At 47.7% G+C, this 23,282-nt stretch carries 17 protein-coding genes and 1 pseudogene; 9 read left to right on the top strand and 9 right to left on the bottom strand.

Annotation, left to right across the window (positions count from 1 at the left end):
• Positions 1 to 63 precede the first annotated feature (63 nt).
• Complete coding sequence (locus MJ595_RS08405) at positions 64 to 1,308, top strand: BamA/TamA family outer membrane protein (RefSeq protein ID WP_263082004.1); 1,245 nt, start codon at positions 64 to 66, stop codon at positions 1,306 to 1,308.
• Positions 1,309 to 1,540: 232 nt separating this feature from the next.
• The gene (locus MJ595_RS08400; RefSeq protein ID WP_263082003.1) at positions 1,541 to 3,220 is read left to right on the top strand and encodes a hypothetical protein; all 1,680 of its coding nucleotides are present in this window, start codon (positions 1,541 to 1,543) and stop codon (positions 3,218 to 3,220) included.
• Positions 3,221 to 3,640: 420 nt separating this feature from the next.
• On the opposite strand, the pseudogene MJ595_RS08395 reads toward MJ595_RS08400, so the two are convergent.
• Positions 3,641 to 3,778 (bottom strand): annotated as a pseudogene (locus tag MJ595_RS08395) (prepilin-type N-terminal cleavage/methylation domain-containing protein); the annotation flags it as partial.
• A 231-nt stretch (positions 3,779 to 4,009) separates the two neighbouring features.
• Between MJ595_RS08395 and pilB the strand changes: the two are divergent.
• Positions 4,010 to 5,701 carry a type IV-A pilus assembly ATPase PilB gene (pilB, locus tag MJ595_RS08390; protein ID WP_263082002.1) on the top strand — a complete coding sequence of 564 codons (1,692 nt, stop codon included), beginning with the start codon at positions 4,010 to 4,012 and terminating at the stop codon, positions 5,699 to 5,701.
• Between the two features lie 276 nt (positions 5,702 to 5,977).
• Here pilB and MJ595_RS08385 read toward each other — a convergent pair whose 3' ends face one another.
• Positions 5,978 to 7,342, bottom strand: a complete 1,365-nt coding sequence (locus MJ595_RS08385; RefSeq protein WP_263082001.1) for a hypothetical protein — start codon at positions 7,340 to 7,342, stop codon at positions 5,978 to 5,980.
• A 261-nt stretch (positions 7,343 to 7,603) separates the two neighbouring features.
• Between MJ595_RS08385 and MJ595_RS08380 the strand changes: the two genes are divergently transcribed.
• Entirely contained in the window at positions 7,604 to 8,281 is a 678-nt protein-coding gene (locus tag MJ595_RS08380; RefSeq protein WP_263082000.1) for a class I SAM-dependent methyltransferase, read from the top strand.
• Between the two features lie 41 nt (positions 8,282 to 8,322).
• Here the strand turns inward: MJ595_RS08380 and MJ595_RS08375 are convergent, their stop codons facing one another.
• The 3 genes from MJ595_RS08375 to putA all read right to left on the bottom strand — a co-directional run bounded on the left by MJ595_RS08375 (position 8,323) and on the right by putA (position 14,290).
• The gene (locus MJ595_RS08375) at positions 8,323 to 8,763 is read right to left on the bottom strand and encodes a hypothetical protein (protein ID WP_263081998.1); all 441 of its coding nucleotides are present in this window, start codon (positions 8,761 to 8,763) and stop codon (positions 8,323 to 8,325) included.
• A gap of 147 nt (positions 8,764 to 8,910) precedes the next feature.
• Positions 8,911 to 10,659, bottom strand: coding sequence for a C4-dicarboxylic acid transporter DauA (gene dauA / locus MJ595_RS08370; protein ID WP_263081997.1), 1,749 nt, complete (start codon positions 10,657 to 10,659; stop codon positions 8,911 to 8,913).
• 463 nt (positions 10,660 to 11,122) lie between these two features.
• Positions 11,123 to 14,290, bottom strand: a complete 3,168-nt coding sequence (gene putA / locus MJ595_RS08365; RefSeq protein WP_263081996.1) for a bifunctional proline dehydrogenase/L-glutamate gamma-semialdehyde dehydrogenase PutA — start codon at positions 14,288 to 14,290, stop codon at positions 11,123 to 11,125.
• 605 nt (positions 14,291 to 14,895) lie between these two features.
• On the opposite strand from putA, the gene MJ595_RS08360 reads away from it, so the two are divergent.
• Positions 14,896 to 15,312, top strand: a complete 417-nt coding sequence (locus MJ595_RS08360; protein ID WP_263081995.1) for a hypothetical protein — start codon at positions 14,896 to 14,898, stop codon at positions 15,310 to 15,312.
• Positions 15,313 to 15,357: 45 nt separating this feature from the next.
• Here the strand turns inward: MJ595_RS08360 and MJ595_RS08355 are convergent, their stop codons facing one another.
• Positions 15,358 to 16,413 carry a PLP-dependent cysteine synthase family protein gene (locus MJ595_RS08355; protein ID WP_263081994.1) on the bottom strand — a complete coding sequence of 352 codons (1,056 nt, stop codon included), beginning with the start codon at positions 16,411 to 16,413 and terminating at the stop codon, positions 15,358 to 15,360.
• Between the two features lie 81 nt (positions 16,414 to 16,494).
• Here MJ595_RS08355 and MJ595_RS08350 point away from each other — a divergent pair, with 81 nt between their 5' ends.
• On the top strand, positions 16,495 to 17,643 hold the full coding sequence (locus tag MJ595_RS08350; RefSeq protein WP_263081992.1) for a hypothetical protein: 1,149 nt from the start codon (positions 16,495 to 16,497) through the stop codon (positions 17,641 to 17,643).
• A gap of 501 nt (positions 17,644 to 18,144) precedes the next feature.
• Here MJ595_RS08350 and MJ595_RS08345 read toward each other — a convergent pair.
• The 3 genes from MJ595_RS08345 to tsaD form a co-directional block, all read right to left on the bottom strand.
• Complete coding sequence (locus tag MJ595_RS08345; RefSeq protein ID WP_263081991.1) at positions 18,145 to 18,543, bottom strand: 2-amino-4-hydroxy-6-hydroxymethyldihydropteridine diphosphokinase; 399 nt, start codon at positions 18,541 to 18,543, stop codon at positions 18,145 to 18,147.
• Positions 18,540 to 18,896: a dihydroneopterin aldolase gene (folB, locus tag MJ595_RS08340; protein WP_263081990.1), complete on the bottom strand. Its 357-nt coding sequence runs from the start codon at positions 18,894 to 18,896 to the stop codon at positions 18,540 to 18,542. Before folB ends, MJ595_RS08345 begins: the two co-directional genes overlap by 4 nt.
• A 75-nt stretch (positions 18,897 to 18,971) precedes the next feature.
• Positions 18,972 to 19,997, bottom strand: coding sequence for a tRNA (adenosine(37)-N6)-threonylcarbamoyltransferase complex transferase subunit TsaD (gene tsaD / locus MJ595_RS08335; protein WP_263081989.1), 1,026 nt, complete (start codon positions 19,995 to 19,997; stop codon positions 18,972 to 18,974).
• Between the two features lie 308 nt (positions 19,998 to 20,305).
• Here tsaD and rpsU point away from each other — a divergent pair, with 308 nt between their 5' ends.
• From rpsU to dnaG, 3 genes are all read left to right on the top strand, one after another.
• Positions 20,306 to 20,521, top strand: a complete 216-nt coding sequence (rpsU, locus tag MJ595_RS08330) for a 30S ribosomal protein S21 (protein WP_263081988.1) — start codon at positions 20,306 to 20,308, stop codon at positions 20,519 to 20,521.
• A gap of 94 nt (positions 20,522 to 20,615) precedes the next feature.
• On the top strand, positions 20,616 to 21,071 hold the full coding sequence (locus tag MJ595_RS08325) for a GatB/YqeY domain-containing protein (RefSeq protein WP_263081987.1): 456 nt from the start codon (positions 20,616 to 20,618) through the stop codon (positions 21,069 to 21,071).
• Positions 21,072 to 21,212: 141 nt separating this feature from the next.
• A complete protein-coding gene (gene dnaG, locus MJ595_RS08320; protein ID WP_263081986.1) occupies positions 21,213 to 23,132 on the top strand; it encodes a DNA primase in 1,920 nt (639 codons plus the stop codon).
• Positions 23,133 to 23,282: the final 150 nt, after the last annotated feature.

Below are 23,282 nucleotides of genomic sequence, written 5' to 3'. Positions count from 1 at the left end.
ACGTCAACAGCCCCTAACCCACCCTCAACAGGAAATTAACAAGGGACTATGCGCTCAATAATAATGCTCGTTTTAGGAATCGTTGCTCTTAACGGCACTGCCTATGCCGGGAAATCCACACAGCTCCAGGAAAAATATGCCGGCGTCCCCATTCTTTTCAGTTCTGATGACTGGGGTACAGCCATTGGCGGCGCTGGCCTTATTCGTCATGTTGGCCAACCGCAAATGTCGCTCTTCGGCACCGGTATTTATTCCAGCAACGGCTCATGGCTTAGCTATTTAAGCCTGAATAACATGATGTTGCCCGGTCTGGACCAGTGGCTGATAGATATCAGTGCCATGGAAAGCTCTTTCTCGGAAACCAGCTACTATGTCCCGGGCAATCCTGCCTTTGCAGACCACCAGCCTGGTACCAATAGTTCCAGTGGTGATAATCACGTGAGAACCAGTGGCCGGGAAAGCCGGTATTATGCCCATGTAAAATATATCCTGCCCATCGGCCAGGGTCGGGAAGGCGCCATTGGCAGTTTAAGACGATCCGATACCGGCGACCATCAAACCGGGCGGGTCTGGAATCCATTCCAGTCCGGAATTACCTCCCTGGAGTTTCAACCCTTCTATGAACGCCAGGCATTGGGCAGGGAGGCGACGCCTCAAGGGGATGAAAAAACCATGGGTATGCGGCTAATCCTTGACTACGATAACAGGAATTCCAGCCAGCTTCCCACCCGGGGCAGCCAGCTGTCTTTCACCCTGTCCCATGACTGGGGAGACAGCCACCGGGCTGAATGGACAACCTGGGAAGCGGAGTTTAGCAAGTTCTTCAACCTGGGGGGCAATGACTATATGCGACAACAGGTGATTGCTTTTAATGCCTGGCTGGCAGATACCCCCAGCTGGAATGATGCAACCACCATTGATGGTTCAGACACATACCGCAGGCCTCCTTCCTTTGCAGGCGTGTCCCTGGGGGGATGGAACAAGCTCAGGGGGTACACCACCGACCGCTTTTATGGCCGTTCCGCAGTATCTTACAGTCTGGAGTATCGGGTGATGCCTCACTGGCAACCCCTAGATGACTTGCCTGTGATAGAAGGACTCTATGATATCCCCTGGTGGCAGTGGACCTTATTCATTGATGCCGGACGGGTTGCCAATACCTTCAGCCTGGAAGAACTTCATAATGATATGAAATACAGTATTGGTGGAGGGATTCGCTTTAAAGTGGAAGGCGTCACCGTCAGGACTGAAATAGCCTCCAGCAAAGAGAACACCCAGTTCAGGGTGTTTGTTAATCAACCGTTCTAATTGGCAGCTATATATCATTCCCGGCGTCCCGAGGTTGTCGCAAAAGATGTTTTGATTCACCACAGCACCCGGTTTTTCACGCTGAACTAAGTTTCGCGACTCCCTCTCTCCGCCGGGAATGCATACGGATTTTTCAACTTATTCCATAGCTGTATGGGTATTCACGCCAGGGAACCATAGCGTGCCGCAGGAGTCTGTTTTCTTATCGGTGACCCCTCAAACGAAGGTACCTATGAGAATTCTTGCCCTATGGCTTCTACCCCTGGTAGCCAATGCTGCTGGCTGCCCCGACTGGTCGATAAATAAGGCGAAAAACCGGCTATCGTTGCTGGAAGCACAGATCAAGTATCACGATAACCTTTACTTTAACCAGCATCATGCCGAGATTTCTGACGCAGAGTACGACCAGCTTCGGCATGATCTAAGCCATCTGCAGTTTTGCTTTCCATCCCTGGCTAAAACCAGACCATTTCAGCCATCCATCAATGGAAAGACAAGCTGCCATCAATTCCCCATGGGCAGTTTAAATAAAGGCCGGGGGCAACAGGAAGTCAGTGAGTTTCTTGATAAAGCTGGTCAGTCAAAAATACTCTTGCAACCAAAAGTGGACGGCATCGCCATTGAGCTGGCCTATGATCAGGGTCAGCTGATCTCGGCAACAACCCGGGGAAATGGCAAATGCGGCCTGGACATTACCCGCCAAATCAAAAGGGTTCCTGCTATTCCTGACACTATAAAAACGCAGGCATCCATGATTCTCCACGGTGAGTTATTTGCCAGGCTGGATCGTTTAAATAGCCTTCTGGATGGTTATGTATCAGCCCGTCATTATGTGGCTGGTCATATGAGCCGTTCTGAATGGTCCCCGGCAGCCCTTGCCAAACTGGACTTCTTTCCCTGGCGCTGGGTCAATTCCCCTTACCCCACCGACCTCGAAAATATCAAGGTGTTGGCCTCTCTTGGTTTTAAGTGGCCCGCACTCTACACCTTGGAAATCAAATCCCTGAAAGATGTTATTACTCAAAGGGAGCAGCTAGCAAAAGCCTCTTCATCACCATTTTTAATGGACGGCATTGTGCTTAAGCTGGATAGCATCAAGGCAAGAAATAAATGGGGAGAAACCAGTGAATATCCCCACTGGGCCCTGGCCTGGAAATTTCCAGCAAAAAGCATAGTTACCGAAGTGACTCATATTGAGTTTACTATTGGCCGAACCGGGCGGATAACGCCAATAGCCAGAGTTAAACCCAGGATCATCGAGGGTAGGACGGTAGATTCCGTTTCACTGGGCAGCCTTCAAACCCTTTATAAAAGGGATATAGCCATTGGTGATCAGATAAGCATTCAACTTCAAGGACAGGCAACCCCCACTTTTAATCAGGTTCTGATCAGACCCCAGGACCGCCATATACCCCACCCACCCCATGAAAAAAAGTACACGCCCTTTACCTGCCTGAGCGCTGGACCTCATTGCCAACAGCAATTCCTTGCCAGACTGCAATGGTTAACCGGTAAAAACGGGCTCCGGCTTCCCAGGCTTACAGAACCGATTCTTAGAAAGATGATCGAGAATAATGCACTGGTGTCACTGCCAGACCTTTTCACCCTGAATCACCAAAAACTGCTATTTTCAGGACTGGGAACTATTGAAGCCAGCCATCTGCTAAAAGCCCTGGAAACAGCTAACCGGAGGCCTTTCAGTGAACAGCTGAAAGCCATTGGATTGCCACATATTGGCGATCAACGGTTGAAGCTATTACTAAAAAACTACTCAAGCTTTTCTGAGCTGGCGGTAGTATCAAGCATAGAACTTAGCCAGACAATCAATTGCCCGGAAAAGATTGCCCAAGCAATGCTGACCTTTATGAAGCACCCGGAAATTAACCGGTTGATAGGGCATCTATCAAGGTGAGGAACAGGGAGGGAAGAAGCAATAAAAAAGGAGAGCTGCCTCTCCTTTTTTTATACCGGTATCAAACCATTATGAGTAGTGAGGATGATCCTTCACAGCATTGGTCTCACAGAGGTTATTCTTGTCTCCCCGGGTGTTATCATCAGTGCAGGCAATGGTCCAGGTAGTACCCGTGGCATCTTTCGATGTAATGGTTAACTTCTGTGTACCAAAGGGCCCACCAGGTGTCACTTCCAAAGTAGCTACCACTGATGTATCATTCCAGGAAGCGGGAGCTGAGACCTTACTATTAGCAGGAAAATCCGGCACATTACCACCGCCAGGTTTGCAGTCACCCATTTTCTTCATCTGGGCACACACACCTATCTGAGACTGAAAAGCTTTGGCCTCACTGATTGCCGAAGCGGCCAGTGCTTCCCGGGTATAGCTTTGGTACTGGGGAATGGCCACAGCCGCCAAAATACCAATAATCGCCACCACGATCATCAGTTCAATCAGAGTGAAACCCTTGCTCTTTTCAGCTTTACACTCAAGGTTATTTGCCCTGTGCAAATCCATTTTATCGTCCTCGTCCAGTGAAATCCGTTTAGCTGCTACTATTGAGCCTCTTCCCCCTCTACTACATCTGGATAGCAACAAATATTTCGTTCCTGCAATCCGGAATCTACCATTACTGCAAACACCCCCCACTTCCTATGGGGCGCACCTTTACATCAAAATATTAAGATTCCATAAGTAAAGACACTTATAGTAATCTAATACCAACAATAACAAAACCTTTCAACCTCTATGTCAGATAAACCTCTAACAGGACTTGCCGCCAGACTTGTTGCAGAAAAGCTGATCACAGAAAAGAAAATGCGTTCAGCCATCACCGCAACACACTCTAATAAAACCTCGTTACCCTATTACCTGTTCTCGGAAAACCTGATTCCTGCCCGGGAGCTTGCTGAAGCAACAGGAAGGGAATTTGGCCTGCCCGTTATCGATATCAACTCAATGGATGTGGATAACATGCCCATAGATACCGTTCCACTAAAACTTGTACGAAGGAACCAGATAATCCCGCTAATGAATCGGGGAAACCGCTTATTTGTAGCCGTCACAGATCCCACTGAAGAAAAAGCCCTGGATGAATTCAGGTTTAATACCGGACTTGTGATACAGCCGGTAATTGCCGAAGAGGGCAAACTTGAAATCTTTATCGATAAAATACTGGATAACCCGGATAACGCCCTTTCCAATGAAGACGATGGCTGTACCAGTCTGGAAAACCTTGACGGTGAGACAAACGAGGAAGTCGAGGACGAAGACGAAGCTGATGCCCCTATTGTCAAGTTTGTTAATAAAATGCTGTTATCTGCCATAAAAGGGGGCTCATCGGACCTGCATTTTGAGCCTTATGAAAAGGCATATCGGGTCAGGTTCCGCACCGATGGTGTCCTCCATGAAGTGACTCGTCCTCCCATAGAGCTCTCGCAAAAAATATCCTCCCGCCTGAAAATCATGTCACAAATGGACATCTCTGAACGACGGGTTCCTCAAGACGGCCGGATAAAACTGAAGCTTTCAAAAAACAGAGCCATTGATTTTCGGGTCAATACCTGCCCAACCCTGTGGGGTGAAAAAATTGTGTTACGGATACTGGACCCCTCCAGTGCCAAGATGGGTATTGATATGCTGGGTTATGAAGAAGACCAAAAAGCCATGTATATCGAAGCACTGGAGCAACCCCAGGGCATGATCCTGGTGACAGGCCCAACCGGCTCCGGTAAAACCGTCTCTCTTTATACCGGCCTGAATATCCTTAACACTCCCGAGCGCAATATCTCTACCGCCGAAGATCCCGTTGAAATCAACCTGGAAGGCATCAATCAGGTCAATGTAAATCCCAAGCAGGGTATGGATTTCGCCCAGGCCCTTCGCGCTTTCCTTCGTCAGGACCCGGATATTATTATGGTTGGGGAAATACGTGACCTGGAAACCGCCAATATCGCCATCAAGGCTGCACAAACCGGCCATATGGTCATGTCCACCCTGCACACCAACAGCGCACCGGAAACACTGACCCGCCTCCAGAATATGGGTGTCCCCTCCTTTAATATCGCTACCTCAGTGAGCCTGATCATCGCCCAGCGTCTGGCTCGAAGACTCTGCAACCATTGCAAAGAGTGGCAGGACATCCCCAAAGAGGCATTAAAAAAAGAGGGTTTTACAGATGAGCAACTCCGGGGACTAAAAGTCTATGGTCCTGCTGGGTGTGATCACTGTAACCAGGGCTATAAAGGCCGGGTTGGCATTTACGAAGTGGTGAAAATGACCCCGGAACTTCAAAAGGTCGTGATGGAAGAGGGCAACTCCCTGGAAATTGCCGGGATCGCGAAAAAAGCAGGATTTAACAACCTGCGGGAGTCTGGTCTTTTAAAAGTCATGCAAGGGGTCACCAGCCTGGCTGAGGTTAACAGGGTGACAGCAGAATAGGGGATAAACCGTTTGACAGTCATTTGAAGATGATGAACTATCGGTACTGGCCACAAAGCATCACAATAAGACTAAGGTTTGCTATGGACAGCATGTTGACGTAAAGGTCTCAGCCCTGCGCAGGTACGAGGACTTTGCCGAAGATATTAAAGGGCGTATTAACTAACCTAAGTCGCGCCCTGTTCGAAAACCAGCACAGGGCGCGCTTTAGAAACAGCTTCGCCAGAGGATAAAAGACCAGCTTGAGCTAATTTCGATTTGAGGAACTATAGCGTTTTAAAGCTTAACCTTTGACTTCGACTTTATTTCCTCAGTCGGAATAAAGGACTGATACATAACCTGCACCTCTTTCCAGTAATGTTTTGCTTCCATGTATCTCTGGACATCCTTATTAATACTTTCTGCCAGGAAAGAACCCACAAACATACCCTGATCCAGGGACAACAATTTTGTTGCCATCCTTCCCTTGGAGTCCACTGCATCGAACCAGCCAGCAGTACTCTCAATTTTCGGATACGCTTTCTTCAAATCCTTTAAAGCTGTAAGTGAAGCTTCTTTATTGACCATATAAGACAAAGCTGTGGCATGGGGAGTCCCCGTAGTTCCACTGTGGACATTATTCTTAAATCTGGCATTGCTTTCAGAAAGGAAAGGAATACCGAAGGGTGTGTAACTATTTGTCACTGTCGAAGAAGACGATACCATAGGTATATTATATTTCTTTGCATAGATCATCTGCAGCTTGGTCAGATCCTCAAACATACGGTAATCAGGAACCAGGCTCTTTTCATTCAACCAGATGGCTGGAAGCATTGCCTGAAAATAGGCACCATCCCAACTTAAAATAGGTTTATAGGTTGTTCCTTTTACAGAATAAGAAGTGGTATAGAGTTCCAGAGTTTCAAAGGCGGAAGCAGGGACTGCATCCTTGCCCATATCTCGGGTAATCAGCGATGCCCAGAGGGGGCCAAGACGGGTTTCGTTGGATTTTCGGCCAACGTAGTGAGCCATAAGCTTTCCTTTCTGCCAGCCAGCCTTCAGCCAGCCTTTATGGGGATCATACAACTCTGACCAACCTTTTTTTTGCCCTGCTAATAATGCATCAATGCGCTTGACTATATCCTGTTTTTTGGGGTCTTTGGAGTCGATATAAGCTCCAGCAACACCAGTTAACGCCAAATCCAGGTTGCTATTGTCAACTGAAGGAACAATTTTGTCTTTATTAGGAGATAGCCGACCATGAGAAATATTATACGGCCAGTAAAACATCCCTTTGAATTTTGGTGCCTGTTCAAGCTGTTTAAGCACTTCAGCAATGCGGACCAGCGCTTTGGGGTTACCCGCTTTTTCCACTTCAACCAGAATATTCAGATAAAGGCCAATCTCGGTGGTATTGGTATAATTGCCATGCTGGAATTTTCCATGATTCAACCAGATAGGGTCATAGGGTACGACGGCATCCTTATCGACCCCCACTCCATCAATGTAGAAGTTCAGGTTTGCCTGCAGCTCTTCTTTAAAATTTTCAGGGTAAAGACTATCACGAACTTTAAGTTGATCCAGCTTGACGGCACTGGCATTGGCCAAACCACTTACAGCTATCATCACTGCAGCCGCAAGGGTTCTTTTTTTCAACTTCATATTTGCACGTTATCCGCTAACACAATAAATTGCGAAAAAATATAAACCTTTCGATAAAACTGGACAATAGGGTGACTTTTGCCAAGAAAGTGTAAAAATTGTGCTTGCTATCAGTAAACCTTTATATATTGGGAATCACCGGCAAAAAAATTTTTTTTTAAGTTACAACTTAATTGACCTGAATCATTATGGTTTGCAATCCTTCTAAATATCACCCAGTTAGTTAATAGGTCTGGGCAAAGCGTACTTTAGGAGTAGATAATGAATAATAATATTACGGCAGAACAGGTAAAAGCAGGCCAAGCTGTTTACACCAAAGAAGTCTTACACTTTTATGATCTTATTGTTCACCATATTTCGAACACCCTGATCTGGAAATGCCCCAGCAAAAATTTAATCGAACACAGGATATCCTCTGATAATCAGCTTGATGTGGGCGTGGGTACAGGTTTTTTGTTAAAGCACTCACGGGAAAAACCTGAACGGCTAGCTCTGATGGACTTAAACCCAAACACACTGGAGTACGCCAGAAAACGATTAGGTCGTCAGGACATTGAGGTATACCAACAGAATATATTGGAGCCCATAACCAAGGACATAGTGCCTTTTGACTTGATCACAATGAACTACCTCCTGCACTGCCTTCCCGGCACCATAGAAACCAAGGCTGTGGTATTCAAGCACCTGAAGAGACTTGCAAAACCAGGCTGCTGGATTATGGGCTCCACTATTTTATCGGAAGGCATAGAAAAAAACGTTCTTGCCAGAAAATTGATGGCTTTCTATAACAGGAAAGGTATCTTTTGTAACCAAGAGGACAGCCTGGAATCTCTATCGCAAGTGCTTGAGGATAATTTTGATAAATATCACTTACGGGTAGAAGGCTGTGTAGCACTTTTTTCGGGAAGGGTTGATAGCAGTCCGAAAGCAAATCACTGAAAACTGGAAGGGCAGGTTTCCCACCAGCCCTCCTCTAAAATTTAATCCGTAGACTCCAGCTGTTTTTTCAGGGCAGTTTTCATTAAACCATCAGCAACCAGCCCAAGGCTATACTCTCCCAACATGCCGGACTTATCCAGCAAGCCGGAAAGCACCAGAGCCCTCACAAGATATTTCTTTTTGCTGTTTTCCAGTGATGTTGAACAGAGTTTTTTTAAAGCTTTAGTGGTATTGGCCTGTCCCGTGTATACCGCCACAAGCATTGCCACCTGGTCGATAGTCAGCGAAGCTCCTGTCTTTGCCAGCTGTATATCATTCAGCTTTCTTAATTGCTTCAGGTTTAAGGACAAACCATTGATGCCCTTTCGCCAGCCTTCATAGTCACTCCCCTCCAGTTCCTGGTCATTACTGTTTAATTCCTGGACAATGGCACCGACCTCTGAGCGGCTATCACTGCTTTTATTCAATACTTCCTGAGCCATTTCCCCTCCCCCCAGTTAGATACCAAATGTAACATTATGGTAATAATACCAATAAGTCATTCCAACTTTTGCGAGTCTTTGGAAAAAATGCCAGCCCCCAGAAAAAAGCCCACCTGGTATGCGGACTACGCCACAACTATGTTCAACCTAGAGGGATAGCAAGAAAGCCTTATCCGCTATTTTCAAACTATCAGTATCCAACAAGTGGTTATTTGCCATGGCCAGCGCATCATCCATCGTGCTGGAAAAATAAATCGCCCCTGCCTCAGCATCAATACCAGCCCGGCGTAGCTTTGAAATCATCGGAGGCTGAAGATTACTGATAACCAGTCCCACCTTATTGGTGGACAGGTTTTCAACAATAGACTCCATAGAAACAATAGCACTCATATCCATCATGGTAACTTCTGACATATCCAGAATAACAACCCGTACCTCAGGTGTTACGGAGGTAATATTTTTCATCGCTTTCTGGGTGGAACCAAAAAACAGGGGGCCATTGATATCATAGATAGCCATTTCTGCTGGAGTATCAGGACTGTGACCTGTCTCAACCTTTAAATTTTCCGTACGAGTGATGCTCTTTCTAATAAAAAAGATCCCTGCCAACCCCATTCCCACGGCAACGGCCACTGTCATATCAAAAATAACCGTGAGCAGGAAACAGGCTAATAGTGTTATCACATCGTCTTTTGGAGCCACCTTTATTGTTCTAATAAAGTGCCGGGCTTCACTCATATTCCAGGCCACCATCAATAATAATGCGGCCATTGATGCCATGGGAATATAGGATAATAAAGGTGAAAGGCAGAGAATGGATGCCAGAATAAACAAGCCATGTATGATAGAAGACAACGGAGAAATACCACCCGCCCTGATATTCGCTGCCGTTCTGGCAATAGCGGCTGTAGCAGGAATCCCACCGAACAGGGGAGCTATCATATTGCCAATACCCTGGCCAATTAATTCATCATTGGGATCGTGTTTAAACCCGGACATACCATCAGCAACAACAGCGCATAACAAGGATTCCAGCGCCCCCAGTACCGCAATCACAATGGCTGAGGCAAACAGGGTATTGATGAGTTCAAAACTGAATCCAATGGGCTGCCCATCTGCACCGGGTAAATTCCAGGGCCAGTCAAGGCCAGGTAATACAGGAGGAACCCCCAGCCCTGAAATGCCATCAATTTCATAATGGAAACGACTACCAATGGTTGCTACAGAAAAATCACTGTTGGCATATCCCAACAGCCATGCAGAGAAAGAACCCACTAAAAGAGCAACCAGGTGGCCTGGAATTCGGTAACGTAATTTTGGCCAGATCGCCAAAATACCCAGCGTCATAAAACCAATCAGAGCCTCTTGCCAGTCAAAGGTTGGCAGTGACTGGAAAATCTGAAACAGTTTATTCAAATAATGTCCATCCAGGCTTTGGATATCCAGCCCCAGAAAATCCTTTATCTGTAATGTGGCAATGACCACACCAATCCCCGAAGTAAACCCCACAACCACAGGATAGGGAACCACTTCAATGAAGCGTCCAAAACGGGCGAGTCCCATTAACACCAGAATAACACCTGCCATAAAGCCGCTAACCAAAAGCCCGCCAAGGCCATATTGCTGGACAATAGGTAGCAGTACCACAACAAATGCTGCAGTAGGGCCTGAAATATTAACCCGGGAGCCACCCGCCAAAGCGATGAGGATACCAGCAACAATTGCCGTATAAAGACCATGCTGCGGAGGTACACCAACAGCGATAGCCAGTGCCATAGAAAGTGGCAGGGCTATAACGCCAACAGTCAATCCGGCTAATAAGTCACCCTGAATACTGGCCAGCGACTTGTTGGTTTTAACAATGGTATGAAAAGCAGAAAACATTAAACTTGCCAAAAAGTAATTTGATCAGATAAGAAGGCCTGTTGATAGACTTCTTCCCGGAAAAGCTGCATGTATCGACATCAGCCTGAGGGAGCCGGGTAAAAGATCACATAATCCCTCCCACAAAAAAATAACGTCAATTGACGTTTATTGATAAAAGAAAGGTGCTATATAGCTATTCATACAGCCACCAACCATGACTCCTATGCCAAGATTCCTGACTTATTTGGAGTGCATCGGGAGTGCTGAATAGTAACGAATTACAAATAAGTTTTATATTGCATAAAACCGACAAAAAGCAGCCAAAAACACTGCAATAAAAAATAAAACCCAATCTAAAGATAGACCAATAAGATAAAAGCAGTTAATTTAACCAGAAAATTCTTTTCCTGTATTCTCTACAAACGGCCAGCCCGGCCCCGAGCCTCCAAAAAGGCATCAGACTTGTCTCCGGACTGGCTGGATACAGCTAGGGTTATCCAGCACCCAGTGAAAGCAAAGTGGCGTTCCCACCGACAGCAGTGGTATTAATGGTTCGCGTTCTCTCTGTGGCAAAGCGTAACAGGTAATGAGGCCCCCCCGCCTTGGGACCGGTACCAGATAATCCCATTCCGCCAAAAGGCTGAACACCCACAACAGCACCGATCTGGTTACGATTAATGTAGGTATTGCCGGTGCGCACCTGCCGTTCGATATAAGTCGCTGTCACTTCATTTCGAGAGTGGATACCCAGGGTCAGGCCAAAGCCGGAACCATTAATTTGTTTGATCACATCATCCAGTTCGGATGCTTTATAACGGATAACATGCAGTACAGGGCCAAAATGCTCTTTTTCAAGCTGATTGAGATGCTTGATTTCAAAAGCGATAGGGGCAACAAAGTGGCCAACGGATGCAGAGGCAGGCAACTCAACCTCAGCCAAAACCTTTGCTTCCGCTTTCATCCGGGTGATATGGCGATTAAGCATGGTTCGGGCATTATCATCAATAACCGGCCCCAGGTCTGTCTCATGAAGCGTGGGATCACCCACACAAAGCTCTGCCATTGCCCCACTCAATAAAGCAATCACCCTATCTGCCACATCCTCCTGAATATAGAGAACCCTTAATGCAGAACAGCGCTGCCCTGCACTGCCAAAGGCAGAATGCACAACATCCTGAACCACCTGTTCCGGAAGGGCTGAAGAATCCACAATCATGGCATTTTGCCCGCCGGTCTCCGCCACTAAGGGCACTATAGCCCCCTGACGCTTGGCCAGAGCCATATTAATGGTGCGCGCTGTTTCCGTAGAACCGGTAAATGCAACACCTGCAATTCTGTTATCCCGCAACAACTGCTCACCTATTGCTGCGCCACTGCCCGGTAATAGCTGAATAACATTTCCAGGGAATCCGGCGGCCAGCATGTATTCAACGGTTTTTCCGGCAATAAGGCTGGTTTGTTCAGCGGGCTTGGCAAGCACTGTATTACCAGCGGCCAGGGCTGCAACAACCTGCCCCAGAAAAATAGCCAATGGAAAATTCCAGGGACTGATACAGAGAAAGACTCCCCGCCCCGTTAAATACAATTCATTGGATTCCCCTGTCGGCCCTGGCAAAACAGATAATGATCCAAAGTTTTTTCTCGCCTCACAGGCATAATAACGACAAAAATCAACGGCCTCCCGAATTTCGTCAATGCTGTCCTGAATGGTTTTACCCGCTTCCCGGTGGCATAGCGCCACCAGTTCGGCTTTATTCTCTTCCAATAGCTCTGCCAGTTTTTCCAGGCATTCTGCACGCTGATCAACAGGCAAGCCATTCCATTCAGGAAACGCATTAAAGGCAGCCGTGAGAGCCTCTTCACCCACCTGCTCAGTAGCCCAGTAAACCTGTCCAACCACTTCATGATTAAGATAGGGACAACTTACATCAATGCGCTCACTGGTCTCCATCAGCTTGCCATTGATAACCGGGCCTTTTCGCCACTGGCGGCTTAAAAACGGTTGAACACTCTCTTTAAAAGCACACCACTGGGAACTGATATCAATATTAATCCCCCTTGAATTACTTCTATCATCACCATAAATAAATTCAGGCAGAGGAATCCGGTCATTGGCCAAAACAACATGACGCCTCAAGATATCCGCCGGGTGTTGCACAAGATCAGCTATGGGTGTCCTGGCATCCACCAGCCTGTGAACAAACGATGAGTTAGCTCCATTTTCCAAAAGCCGCCGCACCAGGTAAGGCAGCAGGTCTTTATGACTTCCTACCGGTGCGTAGATACGGACAGATATATTTTCCTGTTCCAGCACCGTGTTATACAAAGCGTCTCCCATCCCGTGCAAACGCTGGAATTCATAATCCCCATGCCCGGACATGGTCAGAATACTGGCAACAGTTTGAGCGTTATGACTGGCAAACTGGGGCAAAAGCTTGCCCTTCACTGGCGCACTGAGCAAAAAGCGTGCACAGACCAGGTAAGCAACATCAGTGGATTCTTTGCGGGTATAAACCGGGTAGCCATCTAAGCCGCCTTGCTGGCATAGTTTAATTTCACTATCCCAATAGGCGCCTTTAACCAGGCGCACAGGAATACTGTCCCCCTGTTGTGCGGACAAAGCCACCAGCCAGCACAGTACCGGCAAGGCCCTTTTTCCATAGGCCTGAACCACTAGCCCCAGACCTCCCCAGCCCTGGCAGTCAGGATGGTTGTAGAGTTTCTCAAATAACTTTAGTGATAGCTCAAGGCGATCCTGCTCTTCCGCATCAATGGTAATGCCAACACCCAGTGTTCTGGAAAGACGGATCAATTTCAGTACGGAGTCACACAGCTCGGTTAATACCCGCTGCTCCTGGGCCACTTCATAACGGGGGTGTAGTGCAGACAATTTAATGGAAATGGTTGCCGCAGACCTATTTGCTGTGCCTGCCTGCCCGGAACCCACGGATTCAATAGCGGCCCGGTACGCATCATGGTACTTAATGGCATCCTCTTTGGTTAGCGCCGCTTCCCCCAGCATATCAAAAGAATAGCTATAGCCTTTCTCCCGGGGTTTACGGCCATTTTTCAAGGCTTCCTTAATGGTTCTCCCCAGGACAAAATGTTTGCCCATTATTTTCATGGCCTGGTGAACAGCCTGACGAATCACTGGTTCGCCCATTTTATTCACTAACCGGTGAATCACGCCTGAAGGTGAGCCATCTTCCTTGCTATCAAGTCTCACTACCTTGCCCGTTAACAACAACCCCCAGGTTGATGCATTCACCAATAGGGAATCACTCTTGCTGAGATGAGATTCCCAGTCGGCCACACTGATTTTGTCACGAATCAGGGCATCCGCAGTTTCTGCATCCGGAATACGCATCAATGCCTCAGCCAGGCACATGAGCAATATGCCTTCGCGGGTATTAAGGCTGTATTGCTGTAGCAGGGCATCAATCACGTGTACCGCCTCACTACGGGTCCTTACCTGCTCTACCAGCCGGGTTGCCCTTCGAGTAATGGAAACTTTCTCTTGGGAAGAGGGGTCAGCCTGCTCCAACAACTCCTGTAACCACCGGGACTCTTCCACACTATAATGGGGTGAGATCAGTTCCCACAGGGTTTCCGGAGCCTGTTGTATAAATGTCGGCTCAAATGCATTTACGGCCTTGAACATAGGGTATCCCTGTTATCCCGGCATCTTGCAGCGTATATGCGGCCACCGGGAAATTATGCGATTTATTGATAACAGTGGTTGAGTTTTGTTATTACGAGGGGAAGGCTATAACGACTTTTCCATATGGGCAAGTCGTATCCACCAACATTACCGGGAAAACCTTAAACACTGCCAGTTAATAGTCCTCTACTACCTTTCCAGTGCTAGGCAGAGCGCATGTACCCAGCTACCCACTCTTTTTTTAGACTAATGTCCAATTCTTTTATCCCGCTGACTTTATTATGATCCGTAGTCGAAACAGGTGAAAGATACTAAAAAGCGAGGCTCAAACTGGAAAAGGGGGAGATAATTTATGAATCTTACAGGTATACAGCCACAAACTGGCTTTTATAGTAATAATAAAGAAAATATCTCTGCATCCAGTAAACCCTCAAAAAAAACGGCCACTTCAGGCACCACTGGCCTTTGGTAAACGAATCAAAACTGTTGCGCCAACCTGGAAAGACGAAAAACTGATACAGGAGCATAACAGCCTGAAAAAAAACTTGTCAGGAGGGGTTCTTAACAAAGCCCGGGCCGTCCACCATAAATGGCCCAGGGCTGCCATGATTGAATTTGAAAAAGCCATTCTCGAGTGGGACTTAACAGAAGAAAGTTATAAAAAAATAAAGTCGGCCATGGGACTTAACAGCGATGAGTCTATACTTTGCTGGCGTCCTAACCTTGTATTGGGACCTCTTTCCGATAAACGAGTCAACGACCCGGGTAACGCCCTTGATTTGAACAAGAGGCATGGTGAATCAACCCTAAGATCAAAATCAATTGGCGAAATTTTTAAGGTCATCCATGATGGTCAGCCTATCAGCAATAAAAAAATTGATAAAATTTGCCATTTGCTGCGTAAGGCCACTACCCATCACAAACAAAAAGTAGGGGGAATGACTCTGGACATGGACACCTCCATGTGGACTCAAGTCATAGGAAAAAAGCAAGGCTATATCAAGCAGGAATGCAGCTCATGAACTACTGAGGCCTATTTCTACAGAACCTAATCCACCCATTGATCATCAGTCAAACACAAAGGTATTGAGTTTCCTCAGCCACGGCTCAAGCTCCCCTATTTCACACTGAATCCAGTCAGCATCGTAACAAGTATCCAGATAGCGCTGACCACTATCACAAAGCAGAGTTACCACAGCTCCCTTCCGCCCCGCTTTTTTCATTTCTACAGCAATTTGAAGTGCACCGTACAGATTGGTTCCGGTACTGGGACCCACTTTACGCCCAATGACACCTTCCAACCAGTGAATGGTTGCAATGGCTGCGGCATCAGGAATGCGACGCATTTCATCCACAACCCCGGGAACAAACGAAGGCTCAACCCTGGGGCGGCCAATACCTTCTATTCGTGACCCTTTTTTTAAGGTAAGCCCCGGGTCTCCTGTTTTGAAATAGTCATAAAAAACGGAATTATCCGGATCAACCACACACAACTTTGTTGGCAGCTGCCTATAACGAATATAACGACCAATGGTGGCAGAGGTGCCCCCCGTCCCCGAGCTCATCACAACCCAATCAGGAACGGGATGGGGTTCATACCGTAACTGGTCGAAAATGGACTTGGCAATATTGTTATTGCCTCGCCAGTCAGTGGCTCTTTCTGCGTAGGTAAACTGATCCATATAATGACCACCCAGCTCTTTGGCCAGACGATGGGATTCTGCATAGATTTCACAGGCGTTACTTACCCTGTGACAGCGGCCTCCGTAAAATTCAATCTGGCGAATTTTTTTACTGGCGGTACTGTCTGGAATCACCGCAATAAAAGGCAGCCCCAGCAGTCTGGCAAAATACGCCTCTGAAATAGCGGTGCTGCCAGAGGATGATTCGATAATGGGAGTACCTTCCTTAATCCAGCCATTACACAGGGCATAAAGAAACAAAGAGCGTGCCAGCCGGTGTTTCAGGCTACCTGTAGGGTGCGTGCTTTCGTCCTTCAGGTAAATATCCACGCCGTCCAACGCAGCAATATCCATTTTTATCAAGTGCGTATCAGCACTGCGCTGAAAATCCGCTTCAATCTTACTGATTGCTTCGTTGACCCATTGACGACAGTCCTTCATTATTCTTCTCCATAAGATTCGGCACAGTTTATGCGTTATCCGGGTTAAGATGGCTAATAGAATATCAATGAAACTCTTTGAATGAATATGAAAATTTATCTGGTTGGTGGTGCAGTAAGAGATAAACTGCTGGGATTAACAGTCAAAGACAGGGACTGGGTTGTGGTAGGTGCCACCCCTGAAGAGTTAACCGCTAAAGGCTATCGGCCAGTGGGCAAAGATTTTCCTGTTTTTTTACACCCGGAAACCCAGGAAGAATATGCCTTAGCCAGAACAGAGAGAAAATCAGGGCACGGCTATACCGGTTTTGTCTTTCATACCAGCCCTGATGTAACCCTGGAAGATGATTTAATTCGCAGGGATCTCACCATTAACGCCATGGCAGAAGACGAGCAGGGTTCTATCATTGATCCCTATAATGGACAGAGTGATCTTAATAACCGCATACTCCGGCATGTTTCAACCGCCTTCGAAGAAGACCCCCTGAGGATTCTGCGAGTGGCCCGTTTTGCTGCAAGGTTCCATGCCCAGGGGTTTTCTATCGCTCCGGAAACCATGCAGTTAATGAAAAAAATGGTGGCCAGTGGCGAAGCCAACTACCTTGTCCCGGAAAGAGTCTGGCAAGAAACTGTACGCGCACTAAAAGAGAAGTCTCCAGCCGTTTATTTTACTACACTGATGGCTTGTGGTGCTCTCAAAGCAGTAATGCCAGAGTGGCATAATATTCTTGAAGAAAACGCTTCTGCCTTTTCTGCTCTTCAGATGGCCACAACAGCTAATGAAAGTGAACGTGTGCGTTTTAGCTGTCTTTTCCCTCCGTCAAATAGCGCCCACTCCTGTGAACGGCTGCAAGCATTTTTCAAAACCATGCGCTTTCCACTACAATTCACTGAACGCGCCCTATTAGTGAATACCCATCTTTCCGAGTTCATTGATATACAAACCCGTATCAATTCAGAGCAACTGATAGCACTCTTTGAAAAAACCGATGCTTTCCGTCGACCCGAAAGGTTTATCGACGCCCTTAGCGGCAGCTATTACCTGGCTAAAACTAAAGGAAAAGAGTTGGATGCTACTAATAAAAAAATAGTGGCACAGTTATTAAAACAGTGCTGTTCTATTGATGCAAAGCCTATAGTGGCACAAGGCTATCAAGGGAAAGAGATTGGCAAACAACTACGCTCTCTGCGTATCAAAAAAGTTAACTGTTTGATAAATCAAAAAAATTAAGCCGTTACGTCAATTTTCCAGTACTGAAATAAACAGATAGGCGGAACCCTTATAGAATAGCGATACAAAATATGCTGCTATCCGCCATCAAACGAACATAATAGGGATGAAGCGGTACCTGGACGTCCAGGACCAATAAGAGAGAGACATCATCGTGCAGCCTTTACTCCCTACCGGAGGCCAAATCAAGAACCAGCAAGGGGAAACCGTGCTGAAAGCCCAGATTTAGTTTTGACTGGTCTCTTAGCAGTTGGATCAGGCATTGTAGCAGGCATTATGGCACGCCGTTTATTTCAAAGCGATTCAGATTCAAGCTCAAGCTGATATTAAGACAAAGATTAATAGCCGCAATATCTTCAGCTTTGTGTCTGGTATCCAACAGGCTCTAAACCAAAACCAGTGTGGGCACAGGATGCCCTCGGCTGGTTTATTGAGTAAAGCAATGACTAAAGCGCGCCCGTCACGAGCCTGTCAAACTATAACCCTCTAACCAGGCGCGGTTTAGCCCGAATGCTCAACCTGGCTCTGCCAGACCATTCTAACAACTTGCTGAAATAAACCCTGATAATAACAATCCACTGTGGGCAATGCTGTTTCAAAGGGAAGGGTGTCAACCAGGAAAAGGATATCCAGATCTGCCGTGCACTCTGTTCCACCCCTAACACGCCCCAGCTGACTTTCCAGCTCACGACACCAGACTTTTAAGGCATAAGGGTCTACATTGGCCTCAAAACAAACAACACCATTAACATAGTCCGCTGCCTTAACGCCATGGGCGGCCGTTTTCTTCAGACTACTGACCCAGATCCGGCCAAAGCGCTGCCTGAGCGCCTCAACCATCTTCTGGCAGTGATACTCAGGGTTCTCGTTTGATCCGATTCCAATAAAACAGAAGGTCACATTTGCTCCCTGGACCGTTCACACCAGACACTGGCCATTGCGCCCTTGAGCGCCTGAGGCTTGCGGATACGAACAGATACCTTGCTGATAGCTTTATTCTCAAATAGCAGCCTGACAATGCCGCCTGCCAGCGCTTCCAGCAGTGCATAGCGCGACTGCTGACAAAAGGCACGGACACCCTGGCTAATGGTATCGTAATCCAGGGCGTCTTTCAGATCATCACTGAGGAAGGCCCTGGTAAAGTCTGTTTCCATCTCAAAGTCGATAATCAGCGGCTGAGGCGCTTCATGTTCAAACTCATAAACCCCAATGACTGCCTCAGTTTCAAGGTTTTCAACGCGTACTTTATCCATGATCAGTCCAAGCCCTATCTTTATTTCAATCACGTTGGTGCCTGCCAGCCTTTGCGGCAGGCGTTAGATACAGGATTACACCGGTTCCAAATTTTCCATGGGCCAGCGGGGAACCGGCGCCACTTCCAGAGATTCCTGCTGCCCGGCCATCAATCGCTGGCAACCGGCATAGGCAATCATGGCGCCATTATCCGTGCAGAATTCAGGGCGGGCATAACGCAGACAGGCACCTTCCCCCTGCACCATTTTTTCCAGTGCTGCCCTGAGAGAGCGGTTGGCACTGACCCCCCCGGCAATCACCAGTTGCTTGAGACCTGTTTGCCGAAGCGCCCTGCGACATTTCAAGGTCAGTGTATCCACCACCGCCTCTTCAAATGCCCGGGCAATATCAGCACGATCCTGATCTTCAAAGCAGCCTTCTTTCTGGCACTGAGCTACCGTATTTAAGGTGAAGGTTTTTAAACCGCTAAAGCTGAAATCCAGTCCCGGGCGATCGGTCATGGGCCGGGGAAAACGAAAACGTCCCGAGGTTCCCTCTGCCGCCAGCTGGGCAATGGCAGGCCCACCCGGATAGTCCAGTCCCAACATGGCGGCAGCCTTGTCAAAGGCCTCACCAGCGGCATCATCAACAGACTCCCCCAGCAAGTGATACTGGCCGATACCATCAACCCGAACCAGCTGGGTATGTCCACCAGAAACCAGTAACGCCAGAAAAGGGAAGGAAGGCGGCTGATCCTCCAGCATCGGTGCCAGCAAATGACCTTCCATATGATGAACACCAATCGCTGGCACCCCCCAGGCCCAGGCCATGGCACGGCCAGTACAGGCTCCTACCATCAATGCACCAATCAGGCCCGGCCCCTTGGTGAAGGCCACGGCACCGATCTCTTTTTTGGTAATACCCGCTTTTTCCAGCGCCTGGTTTATCAAGGGAATAACCCGACGGATATGATCTCGTGATGCTAGCTCGGGGACAACACCACCATAATCCGTATGCATCTTTATCTGACTGTAAAGCGCATCGGACAATAGCCCGTGGTTGCTGTCATAAAGAGCAATTCCAGTTTCATCACAGGATGTTTCTATCCCGAGAACAATCATATCAAACGACCTATTGTAAGCGACCTGAAGCCCTGCCTGATTATCGTGTGCACCGAAAAAACCAGGCAGGCGAGGAGGGAGCTAGAATAAAAAGCAAATAATCATACAGAAAGGGTTGATATTTTGCATTTACTGCCAATAAGCTTTAAAATTCGCGCCCTTGAAAATACGCGGCTAATCTTGTCTTTTGCAGGTCGTTAAAAAGCCTACATGCCAGCTTAAAGACAGCAAGGCTTTTGACAAGTTCGGCTTGCGAAGTTCGATATCAACTGAATTAACCATATTTATTATAGGAAGGTGAGCTCTGCATGCCTGCTGTTAAAGTTAAAGAGAATGAACCGTTTGACATAGCGCTGCGTCGCTTTAAGCGCTCCTGCGAGAAAGCTGGAGTACTGGCCGAAGTGCGTCGCCGTGAGCACTACGAAAAGCCTACTTCTGTTCGCAAGCGTAAAGCTGCCGCTGCCGTCAAGCGCCATCTTAAAAAACTGCAGCGCGAACAGCGTCGTCGCGAACGCCTGTATTAATCAGCAGCAGCGCGTAGTACTGTACAGATAATGCCAGGCTGACTGTTTCATTCAGCCTTATTCGTGTAATCACAGTCCAAATAAGGAAATGAGCATGAGCGAGTGCAAGGTCAAAGACCAACTGACGGATGCCATGAAGGAATCCATGCGTAATCGCGACAAGGCTCGACTAGGTACTGTGAGGCTGGCACTGGCAGAACTAAAACGCGTTGAAGTTGACGAGAAAGCACTCGACGACAAGCGCGCCCTGGCCGTACTGGATAAAATGGCAAAGCAACGACGCGATGCCATGGCACAGTTCGAATCCGCAGGGCGCACTGATCTCGCAGATCAGGAAAAGCTGGAACTTGAGATTCTGGCGGAATTCCTGCCCGAACAGCTCTCCGAGCAGGCTCTGACCGAAATGGTTAAAAACGCCATTTCAGACAGCGGTGCGCAAAGCATGCGTGATATGGGAAAGGTTATGGCCATAGTCAAGCCTCAGGCCCAGGGTCGAGCAGATATGTCCCTTATCAGCAAGATTGTAAAATCAACACTCTCTGGCAGCTGATGTGACAGCGTTACTCTCCTCAACGCAGCACCCACAATGATAAAGCCGCACATACCCAGCATATTTTACTGACTCAACGGTAAGTCAGTGATATTATGCGGGATTAATCAACCACAAGAACCTGACCGCTTCGCCTGAACTATGGCTGGACGCATTCCACAGCACTTTATTGATGACCTTCTTGCTCGACTGGATATTGTCGACATTATTGATAGCCGGATTAAACTCAAAAAAACCGGCCGGAATTACTCTGCCTGCTGCCCTTTCCACAAAGAAAAAACACCTTCATTTACCGTTAGCCCGGACAAACAGTTTTATTACTGCTTTGGTTGCGGTGCCAGTGGCAACGCCCTTGGCTTTGTTATGGAATATGATCACCTGGACTTCCCGGCCGCCGTTGATGACCTTGCCGGCCAACTTGGGCTTGAAGTACCCAGGGAGCAAAGCAGAAGCCAATCCACACAGCCTGATTACTCGAACCTGTATCAACTGACAGAGCAAGCGGTTAGCTTTTTCCAGGATCAGTTACGGCACCATGGCCAGTCAGCAAAGGCCGACAGCTATCTGGAGCGAAGGGGCCTCAACAGCCAGTGTATTGAGCAGTTCAAGATAGGCTTCGCACCTCCGGGCTGGGATAACCTGCAAAAGCACCTGGGCAGCACGCCAGAACGGGAAAAACAGCTTATCCAGGTAGGTCTGTTAGTTGAAAATGAGGATACCCGCCGAATTTATGACCGTTTCCGGGATCGCATTATCTTCCCCATTCGTGACAGCCGCGGTCGTTATATCGCCTTTGGTGGCCGGGTACTGGGTAATGAAAAACCTAAATACCTGAACTCTCCCGAATCCCCCATCTTCCAAAAGGGCAAAGAGCTCTATGGCCTGTATGAAGCCCGGCAGGCCAACCGGTCATTAAGCAATATTCTCGTGGTAGAAGGTTATATGGATGTGGTGGCACTGGCCCAACAGGGCATCTCCAACAGTGTGGCTACCCTGGGAACCGCAACAACCCCCGAGCACATGCAGCGGCTATTCAAAGTGGTACCCGAAGTTATTTTCTGCTTTGATGGCGATGACGCAGGACGACGGGCTGCCTGGCGAGCCCTTGAGTCTACACTGCCGCAAATGGAGGACGGGCGACAGGCGCGCTTCCTGTTCCTGCCACAGGGTGAAGATCCTGATAGCATAATCAGACAGGAAGGCCCTGAAAACTTCCAGAATCGCATCCGCTCCCAGGCACTCAGCCTGGACACCTTCCTGTTTAAAGAGCTTGAGGAAGGGCTTAACCTGAACACGATGGATGGTGCCGCAAGGCTGGCCAAGCTTGCCCAACCCTACATTAACCAGCTGCCAGAGGGCATATTCAAACAGCTTATACTGAAAAAGCTATCCGGGCTTACAGGACTGGAGACTGACAAACTTTCTTCTCACCTGTCTGAAAACAGTCGGCCCCAGTCACCACAAGAAGAAATAGCAGCACCCTCACCCCAGTTCACCAGTGAAACACGAACCTATTCACCTGGCCCTGACCAGCAAAACCGGTATTTGACCAGAGACCAATACTTTGGCCACGCCAACAGGCCACGTCAGGAAAAGCCTGCCAGCAAAATCAGTAGCCCCGGCTACGCCATACGACAATTATTGTGCAATACCCAGCTTGCAGAAAGCATTGACAACGTAGACAATCTCAAAGAACATCACTCACCTGATAGCCTGCTGTTGGTCAAACTGATAAATACACTGAAACAGACACCAAGCCTGTCAGCCATTGCGCTCATAGCCCGGGAGTACAATACGGAGACAGGAAAGCGTCTCCAGGAACTGGCCACATTTGACCTGGGCAGCAAGGCTAACGAGAAGGAGTTTCATGAAACCCTGGCCCATATCAAAACACAAACACATAAAAACCAGCATAAAGACCAGCTGTTTTCATTTCAAAGTCAGCTCTCCAATACCAAGCCCTCGCAAATGAGTGCGGAACAACGCAAAGAATTACTTGAATGGTTCGCAAAAAAACAGAAATTATTGGGCAAAAACAAGGAAAATAGGGAAAAAAAATGACTGCACAAAAGAAATTATTAGGTATACTTGAACTTCACCATGCCCGGTGGAAAGTCAAACTGGCTTAACTTGCACACTAAAATCCCGGTCTGAAAATACCAAGGAAGGGGAACCCGCGTCATGGAGTGCATTCCGCTACCTCGCTCCGCT

The organism is Endozoicomonas sp. Mp262 (assembly GCF_025643335.1).
GTDB lineage: Bacteria > Pseudomonadota > Gammaproteobacteria > Pseudomonadales > Endozoicomonadaceae > Endonucleibacter.
This window is presented reverse-complemented; position numbering and strand designations above follow the sequence as displayed.

Coding starts and splice junctions, on each gene's coding strand:
- MJ595_RS08405 (WP_263082004.1), top strand. CDS start 64: ATGCTCGTTTTAGGAATCGTTGCTCTTAACGGCACTGCCTATGCCGGG.
- MJ595_RS08400 (WP_263082003.1), top strand. CDS start 1,541: ATGAGAATTCTTGCCCTATGGCTTCTACCCCTGGTAGCCAATGCTGCT.
- pilB (WP_263082002.1), top strand. CDS start 4,010: ATGTCAGATAAACCTCTAACAGGACTTGCCGCCAGACTTGTTGCAGAA.
- MJ595_RS08385 (WP_263082001.1), bottom strand. CDS start 7,342: ATGAAGTTGAAAAAAAGAACCCTTGCGGCTGCAGTGATGATAGCTGTA.
- MJ595_RS08380 (WP_263082000.1), top strand. CDS start 7,604: ATGAATAATAATATTACGGCAGAACAGGTAAAAGCAGGCCAAGCTGTT.
- MJ595_RS08375 (WP_263081998.1), bottom strand. CDS start 8,763: ATGGCTCAGGAAGTATTGAATAAAAGCAGTGATAGCCGCTCAGAGGTC.
- putA (WP_263081996.1), bottom strand. CDS start 14,290: ATGTTCAAGGCCGTAAATGCATTTGAGCCGACATTTATACAACAGGCT.
- MJ595_RS08360 (WP_263081995.1), top strand. CDS start 14,896: ATGATTGAATTTGAAAAAGCCATTCTCGAGTGGGACTTAACAGAAGAA.
- MJ595_RS08355 (WP_263081994.1), bottom strand. CDS start 16,413: ATGAAGGACTGTCGTCAATGGGTCAACGAAGCAATCAGTAAGATTGAA.
- MJ595_RS08350 (WP_263081992.1), top strand. CDS start 16,495: ATGAATATGAAAATTTATCTGGTTGGTGGTGCAGTAAGAGATAAACTG.
- folB (WP_263081990.1), bottom strand. CDS start 18,896: ATGGATAAAGTACGCGTTGAAAACCTTGAAACTGAGGCAGTCATTGGG.
- tsaD (WP_263081989.1), bottom strand. CDS start 19,997: ATGATTGTTCTCGGGATAGAAACATCCTGTGATGAAACTGGAATTGCT.
- rpsU (WP_263081988.1), top strand. CDS start 20,306: ATGCCTGCTGTTAAAGTTAAAGAGAATGAACCGTTTGACATAGCGCTG.
- MJ595_RS08325 (WP_263081987.1), top strand. CDS start 20,616: ATGAGCGAGTGCAAGGTCAAAGACCAACTGACGGATGCCATGAAGGAA.
- dnaG (WP_263081986.1), top strand. CDS start 21,213: ATGGCTGGACGCATTCCACAGCACTTTATTGATGACCTTCTTGCTCGA.